Raw genomic sequence first — 17,716 nt, forward strand, 5'->3', positions numbered from 1 at the left:
TCAGCTGACCCGGCCGAGGTAGGAACCGTCGCGAGTGTCGACCTTGACCCGGGTGCCGGTCTCCAGGAAGAGCGGGACCTGGATCTCGGCGCCGGTCTCCAGCGTCGCCGGCTTGGTGCCACCGGTGGAGCGGTCGCCCTGCAGGCCCGGCTCGGTGTGCGTGATCTCCAGAACGACGGAGACGGGCAGCTCGACGTACAGCACAGTGCCGTCGTGCCGCGCGACGATCGCTTCCTGGTTCTCCAGCATGTAGTTCGCGGCGTCGCCGACGGTCTCGGCGGGGATCGAGATCTGGTCGTAGTCCTTGGTGTCCATGAAGACGAAGTCGTTGCCGTCCTTGTATAGGAACTGCATGTCCGACCGGTCGACGTTCGCCGTCTCGACCTTGACGCCGGCGTTGAAGGTCTTGTCGACGACCTTGCCGGACAGCACGTTCTTCAGCTTCGTGCGCACAAAGGCCGGCCCCTTGCCGGGCTTGACGTGCTGGAACTCCACCACGGTCCACAGCTGACCGTCGATGTTGAGCACAATGCCGTTCTTCAAATCATTCGTCGTAGCCACGACCGACCATCCTACCGACCAGCGGCGCTCACACCGAAACCGCGTCGTACGCCGCCCTCAGGTCCTCAGCCGACGGACCTTCCAGCCGGGTCGGCTGGGCGATCCCGGTCAGGGCCACGAACCGCAGCAGATCCCCGCGGGTCTTCTTGTCCCGCCGCATCGCGGTCAGCAGGGCTTCCCAATCACCATCGGCGTACGCCGTGGGCAGACCGACGCTGGACAGCACCGCCCGGTGGCGCTGGACCAGGTCGTCGTCGATCAGCCCGGCCAACCGGGACAGTTCCGCGATGTAGACCATGCCCACGGCGACCGCGTCACCGTGCCGCCACGTGTAGTGCTCGACCTGCTCGATGGCGTGGGCAAAGGTATGACCGTAGTTCAGGATCTCGCGCAGCGAGGACTCCTTCAGGTCGGCGGCGACCACGTCGGCCTTGACCTGGACGGCACGACGCACGAGTTCTGGCAGCACCTCGCCGTCGACGTCCAGCGCCGCCTGCGGATCGGCCTCGACCAGATCCAGGATGGCCGGGTCGGCGATGAAGCCACACTTGATGACCTCGGCCAGCCCGGCGACCAGGTCCTCTCGCGGCAGGGTGCGCAGCAGTGACAGGTCCGCGATCACCGCCGCCGGCGGGTGGAAGGCGCCGACGAGGTTCTTGCCCTCTGCGGTGTTGATGCCGGTCTTGCCACCGACCGCGGCATCGACCATGCCCAGCAGCGTCGTCGGTACCTGCACGACGGGAACCCCGCGCAGCCACGTCGCCGCCACGAAACCGCCGAGATCAGTGGTCGCGCCGCCCCCGATCGCCACGACGGCGTCCGATCGGGTGAACCCGGCCTCGCCCAGCAATCCCCACAGCCAGGCCGTCACCTCGGCCGTTTTCGCGGCTTCGGCGTCGGGCAGCGGTGCCAGGATCGCGCCGATGCCCCGCTGGGCCAGGTCGTCCTCCAGGGCCCAGGCGGCGGCCGCCATCACGGGTGCGTGCACGATCAGGACCCGCAGCACACCGTCCGGCAGTGACTCGGGCACCTGGTCCAGCACGCCCGCCCCGATGGTGACGTCGTAGTCGCCGCCGACGGAGATGATGGACGTCATGAGCGATCCTCCAACCGGGTCAGGATCTCGGCCGCGATCTCCTGCGGCTCGCGTCCGCTGGTGTCGATGGTGAAGGTCGCCAACTCCTCGTAGCGCGGGCGACGCTGTTTGAGCAGCGCGTTGAGTTGGGCGCGCGGGTTGATCGCCAGCAGCGGTCGGGCCGTGTTCAGACCGACCCGCCGGGCTGCCTCGGACACGTCGACGTCGAGGAAGATGACCACATGGCCGTCCAGCAAAGCGGCGGTGTCCGGGTGCATCGGGGCACCCCCGCCGAGGGACAGCACGCCGTCGTGGGCGGTGAGGGCGTCCCGGACGACACCGGCTTCGATGCGGCGGAACGCCGCTTCGCCCTGCTCCACGAAGATGTCCGAGATCGGCAGCCCTTCCTGCGCGACGATCAACGTGTCGGTGTCGATGTGCGTCCAGCCGGTCTGCTCGGCGATAGCGGCAGCAACGGTGCTCTTCCCGGCGCCGGGTGGTCCGATCAGGACAGCGGCCGGGTGCGGCGCGCTCACCACGTGCGCATATTGGCCGGGATCGCAGCCAGGTAGGACTGGTGATTGCGAGCCGTCTCCGCCACGCTGTCGCCACCGAATTTCTCCAGCGCGGCCTGCGCCAGGACCAGCGCGACCATGGCCTCGGCGACGACCCCCGCCGCGGGCACGGCGCACACGTCGGAGCGCTGGTGGATCGCCGTGGCCGCTTCACCGGTCGCCACATCCACGGTGCGCAAAGCCCGCGGCACCGTGGAGATGGGCTTCATCGCCGCGCGGACCCGCACGATGCTGCCGTTGCTCATCCCGCCCTCGATACCGCCGGCGCGGTTGCTCAGCCGAGTGACGTGCTCCTCCTCGGGCACCATCTCGTCGTGTGCTTCTGAGCCCGGCTGCCGGGCCACGTCGAAGCCGTCGCCGACCTCGACACCCTTGATCGCCTGGATGCCCATCAGCGCCCCGGCCAGCCGGGCGTCAAGACGTCGGTCGGACTGCACGTAAGACCCCAGGCCCGGCGGAACCCCGTAGGCCAGGACTTCGACGACACCGCCGAGGGTGTCGCCGTTCTTCTTCGCTTCGTCGATGGCGGCCACCATCGCCGCGCTCCCCGTCGCGTCGAGGCTTCGCACTGGCGAATCATCCAGCGCCGCAACGTCATCCGGCGTCGGCAACGGACTGTCGGAGGCCACTGACGCGGCCCCGATCGCAACGGTGTGGGCGACGAGTTCGATCCCGTAGGCCTGACGCAGGAACGCCGCGGCCACCGTTCCCAAGGCGACCCGGGCCGCGGTCTCCCTGGCCGAGGCGCGCTCCAGGACGGGACGAGCGTCATCGAAACCGTACTTCTGCATTCCGGCCATGTCGGCGTGACCGGGCCGCGGCCGGGTCAGGGGTTTGTTGCGGGCCAACTCCTGCGGGGCTCCGACATCGTTGGCGCGCGCAAGCTCCTCGGTCGCCACCGGCGCCGGGCTCATCACCGTCTCCCACTTGTGCCACTCCGTGTTGGCGATCGTGATGGCGATCGGTGATCCCATGCTCAGTCCGTGGCGGATGCCGCCGGTCAGGGTGACCTGGTCCTTCTCAAAGCTCATTCGCGCACCGCGCCCGTAGCCCAGGCGACGGCGCGCGAGCGCGTCCTGCAGCATGGGAACGGTCACCTGGACGTCGGCGGGGATCCCTTCGATCACAGCCGTCAGAGCGGGGCCGTGTGACTCCCCCGCGGTCAACCAACGCAGCATGTCTGAATCTTCCCACGCACGGCACGGCGACTGCCGTCGTGTGTCAGCGTGCGGCCATCGCGGCCCGGCCGGCCGCCTGCATCACGGCCACGGGTGCGTCGTGGCCGGTCATCAACACCACCTGGGCAGCCGCCTGGTGGACCAACATCTCGATCCCCCCGACCAGGTGCGCACCGGCCGCGGTGACGGCGCTGCCCAAGGGGGTGCGGTCGGCCGCGTAGCGAACGTCGAGGACGACCTGGCCGGACCGGACCGGACTGTCCCAGGACGTCGCGTAGCTGTCGGCCGCGTCGCCAGGCACCGTGTTGATCACGACCGGTGCGGCGGCGACGTCGACGCCGCAGAGGGTGACCCCGTCGGCGGCGGCCTGGGCCTGCGTGGCCGGTCGCACCTGATCCCGTACGACGAACGCCGCCCTGGTTGCCCCCAGGTCGGTCAGCGCGGCCAGCGCGGAGCGGGCCGTGGCGCCGCTGCCGAGGATGACGGGTACGCCGTCCTGCAGCGTGGCCGGGTCGAAGCCGGCGTCCAGGAGGGCTTGCTGCACGCCGTACACGTCGGTGTTGTCACCGGCCCAGCCACCCGGCGTACGCACCAGGGTGTTGACCGCACCGGTCCGCTCCGCGACCGGGGCGCGGGTAGTGGCCAGTGCGTACGCGTCTTCCTTCGCCGGCATGGTCACCGAGAAACCCCGCCACGTCTCGTCCCGCTCGCCGACGAAGCTCGCCAACTCCCCCTGCCCCACCTCGAACCGCTCGTAGGTCCAGTCGGTCAGCCCGAGTTCGGCGTACGCCGCCTGGTGCAGCACCGGGGACAACGAATGAGCGACGGGTTTGCCCAGGACCGCAGCCCGGTTCACCACGGTCGCTCAGCACCGGCCCTTGTTGGCCGAGCACCACGCGGTCAGCTTGGCGTTGTCCTGCTGGAACTGCGCGTAGGTGTCGGAGAAGAGCGTCTCGCCGGTGTCCAGGTTGACGGTGATGAAGTACAGCCAGCTGCCCGGCGCCGGGTCCTGCGCCGCCTTGATGGCGGCCAGACCCGGGTTACCGATCGGACCGGGCGGCAAACCGGCGTGCAGGCGCAGGTTGTAGGGGTTGTCGTTGTTCAGTTCCGCTTGGGTCGGGAACGCGGCGCGGTGCTGTACGCCGAAGCTGACCGCGCTGTCCAGGCCGAGGACCCCGTGGGTCTGACCCTTGTCGACCGCGGGGTCGAGGCGGTTGTCGATCACGCGGGCCACCTTCGGGCCGTACTTGGCAGGGTCCGCCTCCGCCTGAACCAGGGAGGCCACGATCAACGTGCGTTCGGCGTTCTCCGGGTCGATCCCGACCGACTTCAGGTTGGTCTTGGTCAGGTCCACCATGGTCTTGAGCTGCTGGACCGCTGTCGTGTCCGGTTCGAAGGTGTACGTCGAGGGGAACAGCCAGCCGGTCAGGTTGCCCTTGGCGGCCGCGGGTAGGCCGACCTGCGCGGCCGTGACCTTCTGATAGTCAGCGACCGGGACCCCGGTCTCCTTGGACAGCAGGGCGAAGATCTCGCTGTTCCACAGGCCCTCCCGCACGATCGCACCCGCGGCACGGGTGCCCGGTTCGAGCATCAGACTTGCGGCCGCGGCGGCGCTCATCTGCTTGCGCATCGTGTAGGTGCCCGGCTGGATCGAGGTGAACCCTGGAGTGGCACCGGCGACGGTGGCGAAGGTGCTGGCCGACTTGACCACGCCCGCTTTCTCCAGGGTCTGCCCGATCGCTGCGCCGGTGTCGCCCTTGCGGACCACGACCTGCACCGATCCGGTGCCGTTGCCGGTGTAATCCGTCGATGCCTGACTGGAGGAGTCACCGCTGAACCACGAGCCGCCGAGGTTCTTCACCACGAAGAAGGCACCGACCAGCAACAGGACCACACTCAACAGGATCGCCAGACAACCCCGGCGGGCCCGCACCTTGGAGCGCTCGAGATGCGGGTCGTGCTCTGCGTAGGCCGGGTGCTGCAGGTGCGCGTCGTCGGGGCCTAGGTCGTCCTGCTGGGCGAGGGCCGCTTCCCGCTCGCGCAGCACGCGCCTGGTCACCGGGCTGGCCGGGGCCGGTAGCGGTTCACGGACCGGTGCGTCGGCGGATACCTCCTCCGGGCGGCGCGCTTGTGTCGGATCAGCAGGCCCCTGTGGGGCAGGCGAACCGCCCGAGCCGAAGATCGACTCCGACAAGTTGGCCTCGTCCATGTTCACCCTTTCGCGACATCGCCGCGCGCGCGACGATGTCTAGGTTTGCGCCCCCCGACGCGCACCCCGGCCGGGCGGCCGGTAGCTCGTTCTGTGTCCAATGCGACCTGCAGGATAAGCGCAGCGGACTGTTGATCGATGAACTCCCGAGCCTGTCGGGCGTTCTTTCCTCCGTCTCGCAGGTCACGGTACGCCGAAACCGTGGTGAGACGCTCGTCAACCAGGTGCACCGGCGTGGCGCCGATCCTGCTGCTCAGCCGCGCTGCCCAGTCCCGGGCGGCCGCGGTCGAGGCGCTGTCGGACCCGTCCAGATTCAGGGGTAGGCCCACGACCACCCCCGCAACCTGCCGCTCAGCCACGAGTTCGGCGACTTCGGTGATGTCGCGATCACCCGTCGCATCACGCTCCAGCGTGGTCAGTGGCAGCACCACGACACCACCGGGGTCGGTGACGGCCACGCCCACCCGGGCCGCCCCGACATCGATCCCGATGCGCGCTGCGGACACGTCAGCTGCTCAGCGAGCCGTGACGGTGGATCCGATGGCGTGCTCGACCGCCTCCAACGCCGCACCCGTCTTGGCTGGGTCGGTGCCGCCGCCTTGCGCGAGATCCGGCTTACCGCCGCCACCGCCGCCCAGGACACCGGCCGCGACCTTGACCAGGGCGCCGGCCTGCACACCCCACTGCCGGGCAGCGTCGTTGGTCGCGACGACGATCGAGGGCCGACCCTTGGCGGTCACCGTGACGGCGACCACTGCGGGACGGTCGTTGCCGAACCGCTGCCGCAGATCCGTGGCCAGCGTGCGGGCATCGTCGGCCGCACCGTCACCGAGGTCGACGCTGGCGAACTGCACGCCGTAGACGTCGCTGGCCTCGCTGACCAACCGACCCGCGTCGGCCAGCAGCTGCTGCTGGTGCAATCGGGCGATCTCGCGCTCGGACTCCTTGACGCGGATCAGCAATTCGTTGATCCGCTCCGGCAGTTCCTCCGACGACTGCGCCTTGAGCAAGCCCGTGATCTGCGACAGCAGCGTGCGTTCCTTGCCCAGGTAGCGCAGGGCGTCGATACCGACCATGGCCTCCACTCGGCGTACGCCGGACCCGACGCTGGACTCACCGGTCAGGCTGATCGCGCCCACTTGGCTGGAGTGCGCCACGTGCGTGCCACCACACAGCTCACGCGACCAGGGCCCGCCGATCTCGACGACCCGGACCTGCTCGTCGTAGGTCTCACCGAACAGCGCCAGCGCGCCCCACTCCTTGGCCTCCGGCAAGGTCATGTACTGCGCGCTGACCGGAAGGTCCTGCCGCACAGCGAGATTCGACACTTCTTCGATCTCCGAGCGCGTGGCCTCGGACAGCGCAGAGTTCCACGCGAAGTCCAACCGCAAGTAACCCGGCTTGTTGTACGAACCGGACTGCAACGCCGAGGGGCCGAGCACCTGGCGCAGCGCCGCGTGCACCACGTGGGTGCCGGAGTGCGCCTGGCAGGCGGACAGCCGCCAGTCCGGGTCCACCTGTGCGTACGCCGCGTTGCCGACCGTCACGGGACCGCCATCGACGGTCACGGTGTGCACGACCAGACCCTTGACCGGGCGCTGGACGTCGATGACCTTCAGCGTCGCACCATCGACCTTGATGACGCCGGAGTCCGCGATCTGACCACCGGACTCGGCGTAGAAGCTGGTGCGGTCCAGCACGACCTGACCGGTCTGACCAGGCTGCAACTCGCTGACCTGCTCCCCGTCGACGACCAGTCCGCGGACTGTGCCCTCCGCCGAAAGCGACTGGTAGGCAACCCAATCGGTCGCCCCGAGCTCGCGCAGTTCCTTCCAGACCTCCGTGTCGGCGTGGCCGTGCTTCTTGGCCTTCGCATCCGCCTTGGCCCGCGCCCGCTGCTCCTGCATCAACGCCCGGAAGCCCTCTTGGTCGACCGCAACCCCTTGCTCGGCGGCCATTTCCAGGGTCAGGTCGATCGGGAAGCCGTAGGTGTCGTGCAGTGCGAAGGCCTGGTCGCCGGCCAGGGTGGCCGAGCCGCCGTTGGCCTTCTTCTTCACGTCGGCCACAGCGGTGTCCAGGATGGTGATGCCCTGGGCGAGCGTGCGACGGAAGGCGTCCTCCTCGCCGTACGCGATCTGGCTGATGCGCCCGAAGTCGGTCTCCAGCTCCGGATAAGAGGCCTTCATCCGCTCCATGCTGACCGGCAGCAGATGCGGCAGGGCGACGTCCTCGTAGCCGAGCAGCCGCATGGCGCGTACGGCGCGGCGCAGCATCCGGCGCAGCACGTAGCCGCGGCCCTCGTTCCCGGGTGTGACCCCGTCACCGATCAACATCAGCGACGAGCGCACGTGGTCGGCCACGACGCGCAGGTGCACGTCGTCGGGATGACTGGAGCTGGCGGCGTGTCCGGAGTGCGCGCCGTACTTCTTGCCGGTCATCTCCGCGGCCTTGTCCAGGACCGGGAAGACCTCGTCGATCTCGTAGAGGTTGTCGACCCCCTGGAGCAGGCTCGCCATCCGCTCCAGGCCCATGCCGGTGTCGATGTTCTTGGCCGGCAACGGACCGGCGACATCGAAATCGGCCTTGGAGCGAACCGCGGACAGGTCGTCCTGCATGAAGACCAGATTCCAGAACTCCATGTAGCGGTCCTCGTCGACCGCAGGTCCGCCCTCGGCGCCGTACTCGGGCCCTCGGTCGTAGAACAGCTCCGAGCACGGACCGCCCGGGCCGGGGACGCCCATGTTCCAGTAGTTGTCGGCTTCGTCGCGCCGGGTGATGCGCTCGGCGGGCACCCCGATCACGTCACGCCACAGCGCGAACGCCTCGTCGTCGTCGCGGAAGACGGTCGGCCAGATCCGCTCCGGGTCCAGCCCGTAACCGCCTTCGGGCTGGGGCGCGGTGATCAGCCCCCAGGCCAGCTCGATGGCGCCCTGCTTGAAGTAGTCCCCGAAGCTGAAGTTGCCGTTCATCTGGAAGAACGTGCCGTGCCGGGAGGTCTTACCGACCTCCTCGATGTCGCCGGTGCGCACACACTTCTGCACACTGGTCGCTCGCGGCCATGGCGGGGTCTGCTGACCCAGGAGGTAGGGCTTGAACGGCACCATGCCGGCGTTGACGAAGAGCAGGTTCGGGTCGTCGTAGATCAACGGGGCGCTGGGCACCACCGTGTGATCGCGATTCTCGAAATAGGTCAGCCAGCGGCGCCGGATCTCGGCGGTTTCCATGTGAATTCAGTCCTTTGTGGTGGTTGGGCAGGCAGCAGCGAGGCAGGGCTCTACAGCCCTAGATAGCTCGCTCCTGCACCAACCGGTCGATCACCCGGCCCAGTGTAGTCAGGCCGAGGTGGCCTCCGCGTCGGCGATCATCTCGGTGTTGATTTCCGGGAAGTGGCAGGCGATCGTGTGACCGGAGCCGGCGCCCTTCTTGTTCTCCAGCGGCGGCTCGGTCTGGGCACAGATGTCCTGCGCCTTCCAGCAGCGGGTCCGGAAGCGGCATCCGCTCGGCGGGTCGATCGGGCTCGGCACGTCGCCGACCAGCCGGATCCGCTCGGCCGGGACCGCGCCGCGGACCACGTTCAGGTCAGGAGCGGCCGACAGCAACGCCTGGGTGTAGGGGTGCTGCGGCGCGCCGTAGATGTCGTCCCGGCTGCCGAGCTCCATCACCTTGCCGAGGTACATCACGGCGATCCGGTCGGAGAAGTGGCGTACGACGCCCAGGTCGTGCGCGATGAAGACGAACGCGATGCCCATCTCCTTGCGCAGCTTGCTCATCAGGTTCATCACCTGCGCCTGGATCGACACATCCAGCGCGGACACCGGCTCGTCAGCGACGATCACCTTGGGTTCGACCGCCAGCGCGCGGGCGATCCCGATGCGCTGGCGCTGGCCACCGGAGAACTCGTTGGGGTACCGGTTGATGTGCTCGGGGTTCAGACCGACGACCTCGAGCAACTCCTGGACCCGCTCCTTGATCTTGTTCTTCGGCACGATCTTGTGGATCTCCAGCGGCGTGCCGATGATCGTCTGGACGGTGAATCGCGGGTTCAGCGATCCGTAGGGGTCCTGGAAGATCAGCTGCAGGTTGCGCCGCATGGGGCGCAGTTCGCGCTCCTTGGCGTGCGTGATGTCCTGCCCCTCGAAGGTGATCTTGCCGTCGGTGGGTTCCAACAGGCGGGTGATCAACCGGCCGACGGTCGACTTACCGCAGCCGGACTCCCCCACCACACCCAGGGTCTCGCCGGCGGCGAGGTCGAAGGTGACGCCGTCGACCGCCCGGGTCTGCAGGGTCGTCGGGAACAGGCCGCTGTACTCCTTGACCGGGAACAGCTTCTGCACGTTCTCCAACGACAGGATCGTCTTGCGATCGGGGTCGGAGCTCGGGTGGACGATCGTCTGACTCAGGTCGACCGGGCTCCCGGTCGCCTCGTTGGCAGCGACCGCGTCCGTGGACAGGCCCTCCGTGGTGCCTTCGTTGGTCTGCTCGACCCGCTGACGCAGGTCCTCGCTGATGTACTTGTCGGGCAGCGGTTCAGTCATGGCGTCGGCTCACTCACAGGTTCGGTTCGATCTCGGCCGCGAAGATGCCGGCCGGGTCAGCCAGGTGGCAGCGGGATAGCCGCCCCGGCTCGCCGGCGACCGGCAGGAATTCGGGCAGTTCATTGACGCAGCGATCCCCTGGCACGCGCGACATGTAGTCGCAGCGTGGGTGGAAGGAGCACCCGGTCGGCAGGTTGAGCAGACTCGGCGGGTTGCCGCGAACCGGCTTCAACTCGCTGCCCACGTCGGTGCTCAGCGACGGCACGCTCGACAGCAGACCCCAGGTGTAGGGGTGCCGCGGGGTGGCCAGGATCTCCTGCGCCGTGCCGTACTCGACGCTGCGACCGGCGTACATCACCATGACGTAGTCGGAGACCTCGGCCACCACGGCCAGGTCGTGGGTGATCATGATGATCGCCGAGCCGAACTCGCGCTGCAGGTCGTTGAGCAGGTCCAGGATCTGGGCCTGCACGGTGACGTCCAACGCGGTCGTCGGCTCGTCGGCGATGAGCAACTGCGGGTCATTGACCAGACCGAGGGCGATCATCGCCCGCTGCCGCATACCGCCGGAGAACTCGTGCGGATACTGCTTGGCCCGGCGCTGCGGGTTGGGGATCCCGACCCGGTCCAACATCTCCACGGCCCGCGCGCCGGCGACCTTCTTGGACACCTTGTTGTGGATCCGGTAGGCCTCGGCGATCTGATCACCGACCCGCTTGAACGGATGCATCGCCGACTGCGGGTCCTGGAAGATCATCGCGACCTTCTTGCTGCGGACGTTGCGGAAGACACTCGGCTCGGCGCCCACCAACTCGGTGCCGTCCAGCTCGATGGAGCCACTGATCAGACTGCGTTTGGGGTCGTGCAACCCCATGACCGCCATGCTGGACACCGACTTGCCCGAACCGGACTCACCGACGATGGCCAGGGTCTGACCGAGTTTGACCTCGTAGGACACTCCGCTGACCGCGTTGACGATGCCGTCTCCGGTGGGGAACTGCACCTGCAGGTCCTTGACGGTGAGAATCGTTTTCGCGTCCTTGTCGACCGGCGGCCGACGCGTGGTTCCCGTCTCGATAATCGCTGACACGTATGGCTCCTCAGCTCAGTTTCACGCGCGGGTCGACGACGCCGTACAACAGGTCGACGATCAGGTTGCCCACGCTGGTCACGATGGCGGTCACCACGACGATCCCGCTGATCACCTGCAGGTCGGAGTTGTTGAAGGACTGGATCGACAAGTACCCCATCCCCTGCAACCCGAAGATGTTCTCGGTGAAGATGGCGCCACCGATGTCGAGCACCAGGTTCAGGCCGACCAACGTCAGGAACGGCGCCATGGTCGCCCGCAGCGCGTGTGAGATCGTCACCTTCCACTCCGACAGACCCTTGGACCGCGCGGTGCGCACGTAGTCACCGGCGAGCGCATCGATCATGTTGGCGCGCACATAACGCACGTACCCGGTGGCGGCGTACAGCCCGTAGAGCAGCCACACCCCGATGAACCCGGTGATCCAGGCGAACGGATTCTCGAACGGTGAGGTGTACCCCGCCTGCGGCAGGATCGGGTGCAACACCATCAGGTAGAGGTAGAACAACAAAGCCAGCACGTAATACGGCACCGCCGGGACTGTCTGGGTGACCCCGACGATGAACCTATCCAGGTAATTTCCCCGGTTGCGCGCGGCGATCACCCCGAACGCCAGGCCGAAGATGACGTACACGACGGCACCACCGATGAGGATGCTCAGCGTCACCGGTAGCACCTGGAAGACGATGTCCTTGACGGGGCGGTTCTGGATGAAGGACCAGCCCAAGCAGGGCGCATCGCAACTCTGGGCCGTCGGACCGGAACCGATCTCGCGGCCGGCGACCAGGCCCTTCATGTACTGGCCGTACTGCTGGATGCGCGGCTGGTCCAGACCCATCTTGCGTTCGATCTGCGCCTGCTGGTTCGCCGTGCAGTTGCGCGGGCAGAGCGCCGCGACCGGGTCGCTGGGACCCAGATAGAAGATCACGAAGGTGAGGGTGATCGCCCCCACGATCACACTGAGAGTCAGCGCTAGTCGGCGCAGGATGTAGACAAGCACTCAACGCTCCTTGGTCTGGAGAATCACGTCGGATCGGTCGATCGCTGGACGGTGGGCGACGGTCCGCGGGGATAACCGCGTCATCGCCGGGTGCTGGGGTTGAAGGCGTCGGCCACTGCGTCACCGAGCAGGCTGAGCGCCAACACGAGCAGCGCGACCGACAGCACCGGCACCCACAGGTAGAGCGGCTGGGTGGCGTAGTACTTCTGCGCGTCGGCGATCATGTTGCCCCAGGACGCGATGGGGTCCTGTAGGCCGACACCCAGATACGACAGACCTGCCTCGGAGGAAATGTAGGTGGGGACCGCCATCGTGAGGAAGACCAGGGTCACACCCACGAGGTTGGGGACCATTTCCTTGAACAGGATCCGCCGGGTCGGGACACCGAGCACGCGGGCCGCCTGGATGAATTCGGACTCGCGCAGCGAGATCACGGTACTTCGGGTCAGTCGGGCCATCGTGGCCCAGCCGAAGATCAGCAGGATGAAGATCAGTGCGCCGAATCTGACCCGCGCCGTGGTCTCCGCAGTGATGGTGAACGGGTTACCGAACCACGACTGGACGATCGGCACCAGACCGATCGCGAAGAGCAGGAACGGCAGGGAGAGCAGGAAGTCCACCCACCACGAGACCACCTTGTCGACCCAACCGCCGAAGTAACCGGCCAGCAGACCGAGCACCAGACCGATCAAGGTGGTGCCGATGGCGGCGAAAACGGCGATGGCGAGGCTGGGCCGGACACCGTAGACGTAGCGGGCGAAGATGTCGCGACCGACCTTGGGCGTAACTCCGAGCCAGTGCTGGGAATTCGGCCCGTCGATCGGGTTGCCGTCGAGGTCAACCAAGTTGGTGTCAGAGACGTTCGGGTCCTGGCCCTCCCATGATGCGAGCAGTGGCGCAAAAATCGCCATCAGCAGGAAGAACAGCACGATGATCGAGCAGAAGATCGCCACTTTGTCGTGACGCAGTCGCTCCCAAGCGATCCGCGACGGCGACTTGCTGGCGTTGTCCGTACCTTTACGCCGGAACCTGCCCCCGGTGGTCCCGGGCGCGTCCTCGGCCTGGGTGAGTGTTTCGACACTCTCCGCGGCCTGATCCGGATTCAGTTGCGGACTGAGACTCATCGATCCTCCAATACCTGCCCACGAGCGGATGATGCCCGCTGCTCGAGCCTAACCGGAACCGGTGCGTCCGGTGAGGTGTACTACCGCACTGGTGAGCCCGCCTCCGCGGTCGCGAAGGCGGGCTCACCTGGCGTAACTAATAGAAGGTCAGCCGACCCAGATCTGGGCCAGGTCCGGCAGGCCGCGGTTCGGGTCGTTGATCACGTTGTGCACCTGCTTGCCGAACAGCAGGTTCGCACGACCGTAGTCGAGCGGAACCGCCGGCAGGTACTTCTCCGCGATCTCCTTGTCCAAGGTGTTCCACTTGGCCTGCTGCTGGTCGATCGGCAGGACGGCGATCGCGTTGATCTCCGAGTCCAGCTCCGGGCTCTTCAGCATGCCGACGCTGATCGAGGCGCCGATGGCCGCAGAGGTGAAGATCTGCGGGTAGACCGAGTCGTTGGCCGGCCAGTCGTAGCACCAACCGCGCGGACCCTGGCCGGTGTTGACCGAGCCGTCCGTCAGGTTGCGCTTCTTACGCAGGTCGGTCTTGGAAACGCCCACGTCCTGCACCGTGAAGCCGGCAGCGGTCAGCGCCTGCTTCTTGACCGCGTTGGCCGCAACGGCTGTCGGGTCGTTGTTGGCGTAGTAGTAGGAGATCTTGAAGCCGGTCTTGCCTGCCGCTGCCAGCATCTCCTTGGCCTTGGCCGGGTCGCCGTTGCCCTTACCGGTCAGCCCGTTCACCGGGGTGTACGCCTCGAAGCCGGGGATGTTGGCCGATCCGTAGGTGGTGGCCGGGCTGAACGACAGGGTCGTCTCACCGGTGGCCTTGCGCAGCGGGTCGATCGGGTAGGCAACCGCGTAGGCCTTGCGAACCTCGAGCGGAACCGAACGGGTGTCCATCGTCGCGTAGGTGACACACGGGTCCGGACCGACGACCAGCTGGTCGGCGTTGCTCGCGCCCGAGCCGCTGACCTTGCTGATCAGCGAGGAGTCCACGCCGTCCCAGTTCAACGAGGTCGCCGCGGTGCCGTTGGAGGCGATGATCGCGGTCTGGTTCGGAACGATGTCGACGCCGAACTTGAAGTCGTACGCGTCGACGAACTGGTGACGCGACGGGTCGGAGTTGGGGTCCCAGTTCGGGTTCTTCTTCAGCTTCAGTTCGCTGCCGACGGTGTAGCTGTCGAACATGTACGGGCCGGAAGCCACCGGGTTGTTGCCGTAGTTGGCCTTGGTGTCCTTGGCCTGCGGGATCGGCGACATCACCGGGAACGCGGCGTAGTACGGGAAGGTCGGCCACTTCTTCTTCAGGTGGACGACCAGCGTGGTGTCGTTCGGCGCCTCGGCGGTGGTGAAGTCCTTGTCGTTACCGGTGTAGGGACCGGTGTAAACGCCCGCCGCCTGCTTCTCGGCCGAGGGGTCCGGGAAGTTCTTGAAGTACTGGAAGCCGTAGTTGGCGGCCGGACCGTCGGCGTAGTCCGCGGTGTCGAACGACCGCTTGATCGAGTACACGAAGTCGGCTGCCTTGATGGTGCTGCCGTCGGAGTACTTCAGGTTCGGCTTGAGCTTGAAGGTCCAGGTCAGGCCGTCGTCGGACTGGGTGCCCAGGTCCTCGGCCAGGTCCGGCACCAGCACCGGCTTGCCGTCCTTGCTCACCCGGTAGGCAGTCAGCGACCGGGTCACCAACTGGCTCATGATGGCGTCGGTGTCCTGGTAGTAGTCACGGGTCGGGTCGAAGGTCTCCGGCACCGAGTTGTAGGGCACGGTCAGGGTGCCACCGGTCTTGGCACCATCGACGGCCGGGGCCGGACCCTTGGCGGAAGCGTCCAGCGCCACCGTCTGCGATCCCCCACCGCTGGTGTCACCGTCACTGCTTCCACCACCCTTGTTGCTTCCGCCGCCACATGCGGCGAGCGACAACGAACCAGCGGCGGCGAGCGCCACGATCTTCGTCCAACGCATTGAGTTGCTCCTCATAGGTAAGAACCGGGAACTTCCGGCACGGGCGCGCGGGTTGTCCGCGGCACGCTGTCCACCACCATCTATTGCTGAGGCGCGCCTGTCCATGCCCCTTGACCCAACTGTTATCGGTGTTAACCGAACCGTTACAGAGGGGGTGGATGCGGCGACTTTCCGGTAAACGTCCAGTTATACCGAAGATTCGTCGTCGGGTGGGGTTTCGCCGTGGATGCGGCGGCGGTTGTTTCTCCACCGTGGTCCGAGGGTGTTTTCCCAGCCTCGATCGGTCGGCTGGTAGTAGTCCGCGTCCGCCACGAGATCGTCCGGCAGGTATTGCTGGGCGCCGACGCCGCCGGGTTCGTCGTGGCTGTAGCGGTAACCGTCACCGTGCCCCAACCGCTCGGCTCCGGCGTACCCACTACCCCGTAGGTGTGGGGGCACCGCACCCCCGCGACCGGCGCGGACGTCCGCGATGGCCGCGTTGATCCCGGCGTACGCCGCGTTCGACTTGGGTGCCAGCGCGTTGTGCACGACGGCCTGGGCCAGGATGATCCGCGCCTCGGGCATCCCGATCTGGGCGACGGCGTGCATCGCGGCCACCGCGGTCTGCAATGCCGTCGGGTCGGCCATCCCGACGTCCTCACTGGCGGCGATCACGATCCGGCGGGCGATGAATCGCGGATCCTCCCCTGCTTCGAGCATCCGCGCCAGGTAGTGCAGCGCGGCATCGACATCGCTGCCGCGCATCGACTTGATCAGCGCGCTGGCCACGTCGTAGTGCTGGTCACCGGCCCGGTCATAGCGGACCATCGCCTGCTGCATCGCCTGTTCGACATGAGCGGCCGTGATCTGCGGCTCTCCCGCCGCGGCGCCCGCAGCCGCCTCCAACGCGGTCAGCGCACGACGGGCGTCGCCGCCGGCCATCCGCACCAGGTGCGCTTGGGCGTCGTCGGCCAGGGTGAACTCGCCGGCGAGCCCGCGTTCGTCGGTGAGGGCGTCCTGCAGAACCGAGGCGATGTCCTCATCCGACAACGGCTGCACCGTCACCAGGATCGACCGCGACAGCAGCGGAGCGATCACACTGAACGAAGGATTCTCGGTGGTCGCCGCGACCAGGATGATCAGCCGGTTCTCCACCGCGGGGAGCAAGGCGTCCTGCTGGGCCTTGCTGAAGCGGTGGATCTCATCGAGGAAGAGCACCGTGGCCCGGCCGTAGAGCGCACGATCCTGTTTGGCGGCGTCGATCACGGCCCGGACGTCCTTGACGCCGGCGTTGATCGCGGACAACTCCACGAACTTGCGGTCCGCGGCGAGCGCCACCAGGTGGGCCAGTGTCGTCTTCCCGGTGCCAGGTGGCCCCCACAGGATCGCCGACATCGGACCGGCGGCTCCGCTGGCGCCCTCGATCAGTCGGCGCAACGGACTGCCCGGACGCAGGCTGGCTTCCTGGCCCCGGACCTGCTCGATGCTGCGCGGCCGCATCCGCACCGCCAACGGCGCCGCGAGGTCGAGGCCGTCGTCGGACGTCGCGGCAGCAAAGAGGTCGTCGCCGGATCCGCTCACCACACCTGACACGCTAACGATCGTGGGTGACATTCGATCCGTCGCGTCGGTGCAGGAGTTGCTGGACCTCGCCGACGATCCGTTCCTGCGTTACGACATCGGGCCGGACTCGACCACCGCCCTGCCCGCGTGGTCGTGCGGAATGGCGAGCGCCTACCTGCGTCAACCGCCGCACCGTCGCGCCTTGTCGATGAATCTCCAGGGACCGGCGGTGGATGCCGGCCCGCTGATCGAGGCGCTGCCGGATCTGCTGGCGCGAGCCGTGGCCGCGCATCCCGGGCTCGCGGGCCTCACGCTCGACGCGCACCTGGTGGAGGCGACGCGCTCAAGGCTTGGATCGGCGTACCCGATGCAGTTGATGGGGGCGTGGAGTTGGTTGTCGACGCATCACCTAGTTGCGATCGAAACGCCCTGGTATCCAGCGGAACTCGACGATCTACGCGACGCAGCGGAACTCATCGAGTTCTATCGGCGGGCCAATCCCGCCGCCGAGTCCGAGCCGGGTGAAGGCGCCTCCCGGTACTGGCTGGGGATGCGCGATCACGGTCGGCTGGTGGGGGTCGGAGCCGTCCATCTGACGCCCGCCGGTGCGCCGCATCTGACGGGGATCGCGGTCGACCCCGCGGACCGGGGGCACGGACTCGGTCTGGCCGTCACCGCTGCGCTGACCAACTGGGCGATCCACCGGTACGGCGTGGCGACCCTTGGCGTGATGACCGCCAACCACCGAGCGGTGAGCCTCTACCGCGGCCTCGGCTACCGGGTGGCGCATCACTGGCAGTCGTTTCGCCTGCTGCCTGGGGCGCCTGTCGCGACGATGGCCGAACCGGCAGCCGTGGAGATCCTCAAAGACGCGTGAATCTAGGCT

15 protein-coding genes are annotated in these 17,716 nt (G+C 67.4%); 1 reads left to right on the forward strand and 14 read right to left on the reverse strand.

Annotated features, from left to right (window positions below; translation table 11 throughout):
* From efp to DR843_RS07350, 14 genes are all read right to left on the reverse strand, one after another.
* A complete protein-coding gene (gene efp, locus DR843_RS07285; protein WP_109684766.1) occupies positions 1–561 on the reverse strand; it encodes an elongation factor P in 561 nt (186 codons plus the stop codon).
* Positions 562–589: 28 nt separating this feature from the next.
* Entirely contained in the window at positions 590–1,657 is a 1,068-nt protein-coding gene (gene aroB / locus DR843_RS07290; protein WP_109684767.1) for a 3-dehydroquinate synthase, read from the reverse strand.
* Positions 1,654–2,172 (reverse strand): shikimate kinase, encoded by a 519-nt coding sequence (locus DR843_RS07295; RefSeq protein ID WP_109684768.1) that lies wholly within the window; start codon positions 2,170–2,172, stop codon positions 1,654–1,656. The genes aroB and DR843_RS07295 overlap by 4 nt, the downstream gene beginning before the upstream one ends.
* Positions 2,169–3,389: a chorismate synthase gene (gene aroC / locus DR843_RS07300; RefSeq protein ID WP_109684769.1), complete on the reverse strand. Its 1,221-nt coding sequence runs from the start codon at positions 3,387–3,389 to the stop codon at positions 2,169–2,171. The genes DR843_RS07295 and aroC overlap by 4 nt, the downstream gene beginning before the upstream one ends.
* A gap of 43 nt (positions 3,390–3,432) precedes the next feature.
* Positions 3,433–4,248, reverse strand: coding sequence for a shikimate dehydrogenase (locus DR843_RS07305; protein ID WP_109684770.1), 816 nt, complete (start codon positions 4,246–4,248; stop codon positions 3,433–3,435).
* Between the two features lie 6 nt (positions 4,249–4,254).
* Entirely contained in the window at positions 4,255–5,598 is a 1,344-nt protein-coding gene (mltG, locus tag DR843_RS07310; protein ID WP_109684771.1) for an endolytic transglycosylase MltG, read from the reverse strand.
* Between the two features lie 2 nt (positions 5,599–5,600).
* Positions 5,601–6,104, reverse strand: a complete 504-nt coding sequence (gene ruvX / locus DR843_RS07315) for a Holliday junction resolvase RuvX (RefSeq protein WP_245934047.1) — start codon at positions 6,102–6,104, stop codon at positions 5,601–5,603.
* Positions 6,105–6,113: 9 nt separating this feature from the next.
* Positions 6,114–8,822 (reverse strand): alanine--tRNA ligase, encoded by a 2,709-nt coding sequence (alaS, locus tag DR843_RS07320; protein WP_109684772.1) that lies wholly within the window; start codon positions 8,820–8,822, stop codon positions 6,114–6,116.
* A gap of 108 nt (positions 8,823–8,930) precedes the next feature.
* Positions 8,931–10,133, reverse strand: a complete 1,203-nt coding sequence (locus tag DR843_RS07325) for an ABC transporter ATP-binding protein (RefSeq protein ID WP_109684773.1) — start codon at positions 10,131–10,133, stop codon at positions 8,931–8,933.
* Between the two features lie 13 nt (positions 10,134–10,146).
* Entirely contained in the window at positions 10,147–11,223 is a 1,077-nt protein-coding gene (locus DR843_RS07330) for an ABC transporter ATP-binding protein (protein WP_109684774.1), read from the reverse strand.
* A 10-nt stretch (positions 11,224–11,233) separates the two neighbouring features.
* Positions 11,234–12,223, reverse strand: coding sequence for an ABC transporter permease (locus DR843_RS07335; protein ID WP_109684775.1), 990 nt, complete (start codon positions 12,221–12,223; stop codon positions 11,234–11,236).
* Positions 12,224–12,303: 80 nt separating this feature from the next.
* Positions 12,304–13,347 (reverse strand): ABC transporter permease, encoded by a 1,044-nt coding sequence (locus DR843_RS07340; RefSeq protein WP_245934048.1) that lies wholly within the window; start codon positions 13,345–13,347, stop codon positions 12,304–12,306.
* A 147-nt stretch (positions 13,348–13,494) separates the two neighbouring features.
* Positions 13,495–15,288: an ABC transporter substrate-binding protein gene (locus tag DR843_RS07345; RefSeq protein ID WP_109684776.1), complete on the reverse strand. Its 1,794-nt coding sequence runs from the start codon at positions 15,286–15,288 to the stop codon at positions 13,495–13,497.
* Positions 15,289–15,474: 186 nt separating this feature from the next.
* The gene (locus tag DR843_RS07350) at positions 15,475–16,881 is read right to left on the reverse strand and encodes a replication-associated recombination protein A (RefSeq protein ID WP_109684777.1); all 1,407 of its coding nucleotides are present in this window, start codon (positions 16,879–16,881) and stop codon (positions 15,475–15,477) included.
* Here DR843_RS07350 and DR843_RS07355 point away from each other — a divergent pair.
* Complete coding sequence (locus DR843_RS07355; RefSeq protein ID WP_170119774.1) at positions 16,871–17,707, forward strand: GNAT family N-acetyltransferase; 837 nt, start codon at positions 16,871–16,873, stop codon at positions 17,705–17,707. The two genes, DR843_RS07350 and DR843_RS07355, sit on opposite strands and share 11 nt — an antisense overlap.
* The last annotated feature ends 9 nt before the right edge of the window (positions 17,708–17,716 follow it).

It is taken from the genome of Branchiibius hedensis (genome assembly GCF_900108585.1).
In the GTDB taxonomy this organism is placed as follows: Bacteria; Actinomycetota; Actinomycetes; order Actinomycetales; family Dermatophilaceae; genus Branchiibius; species Branchiibius hedensis.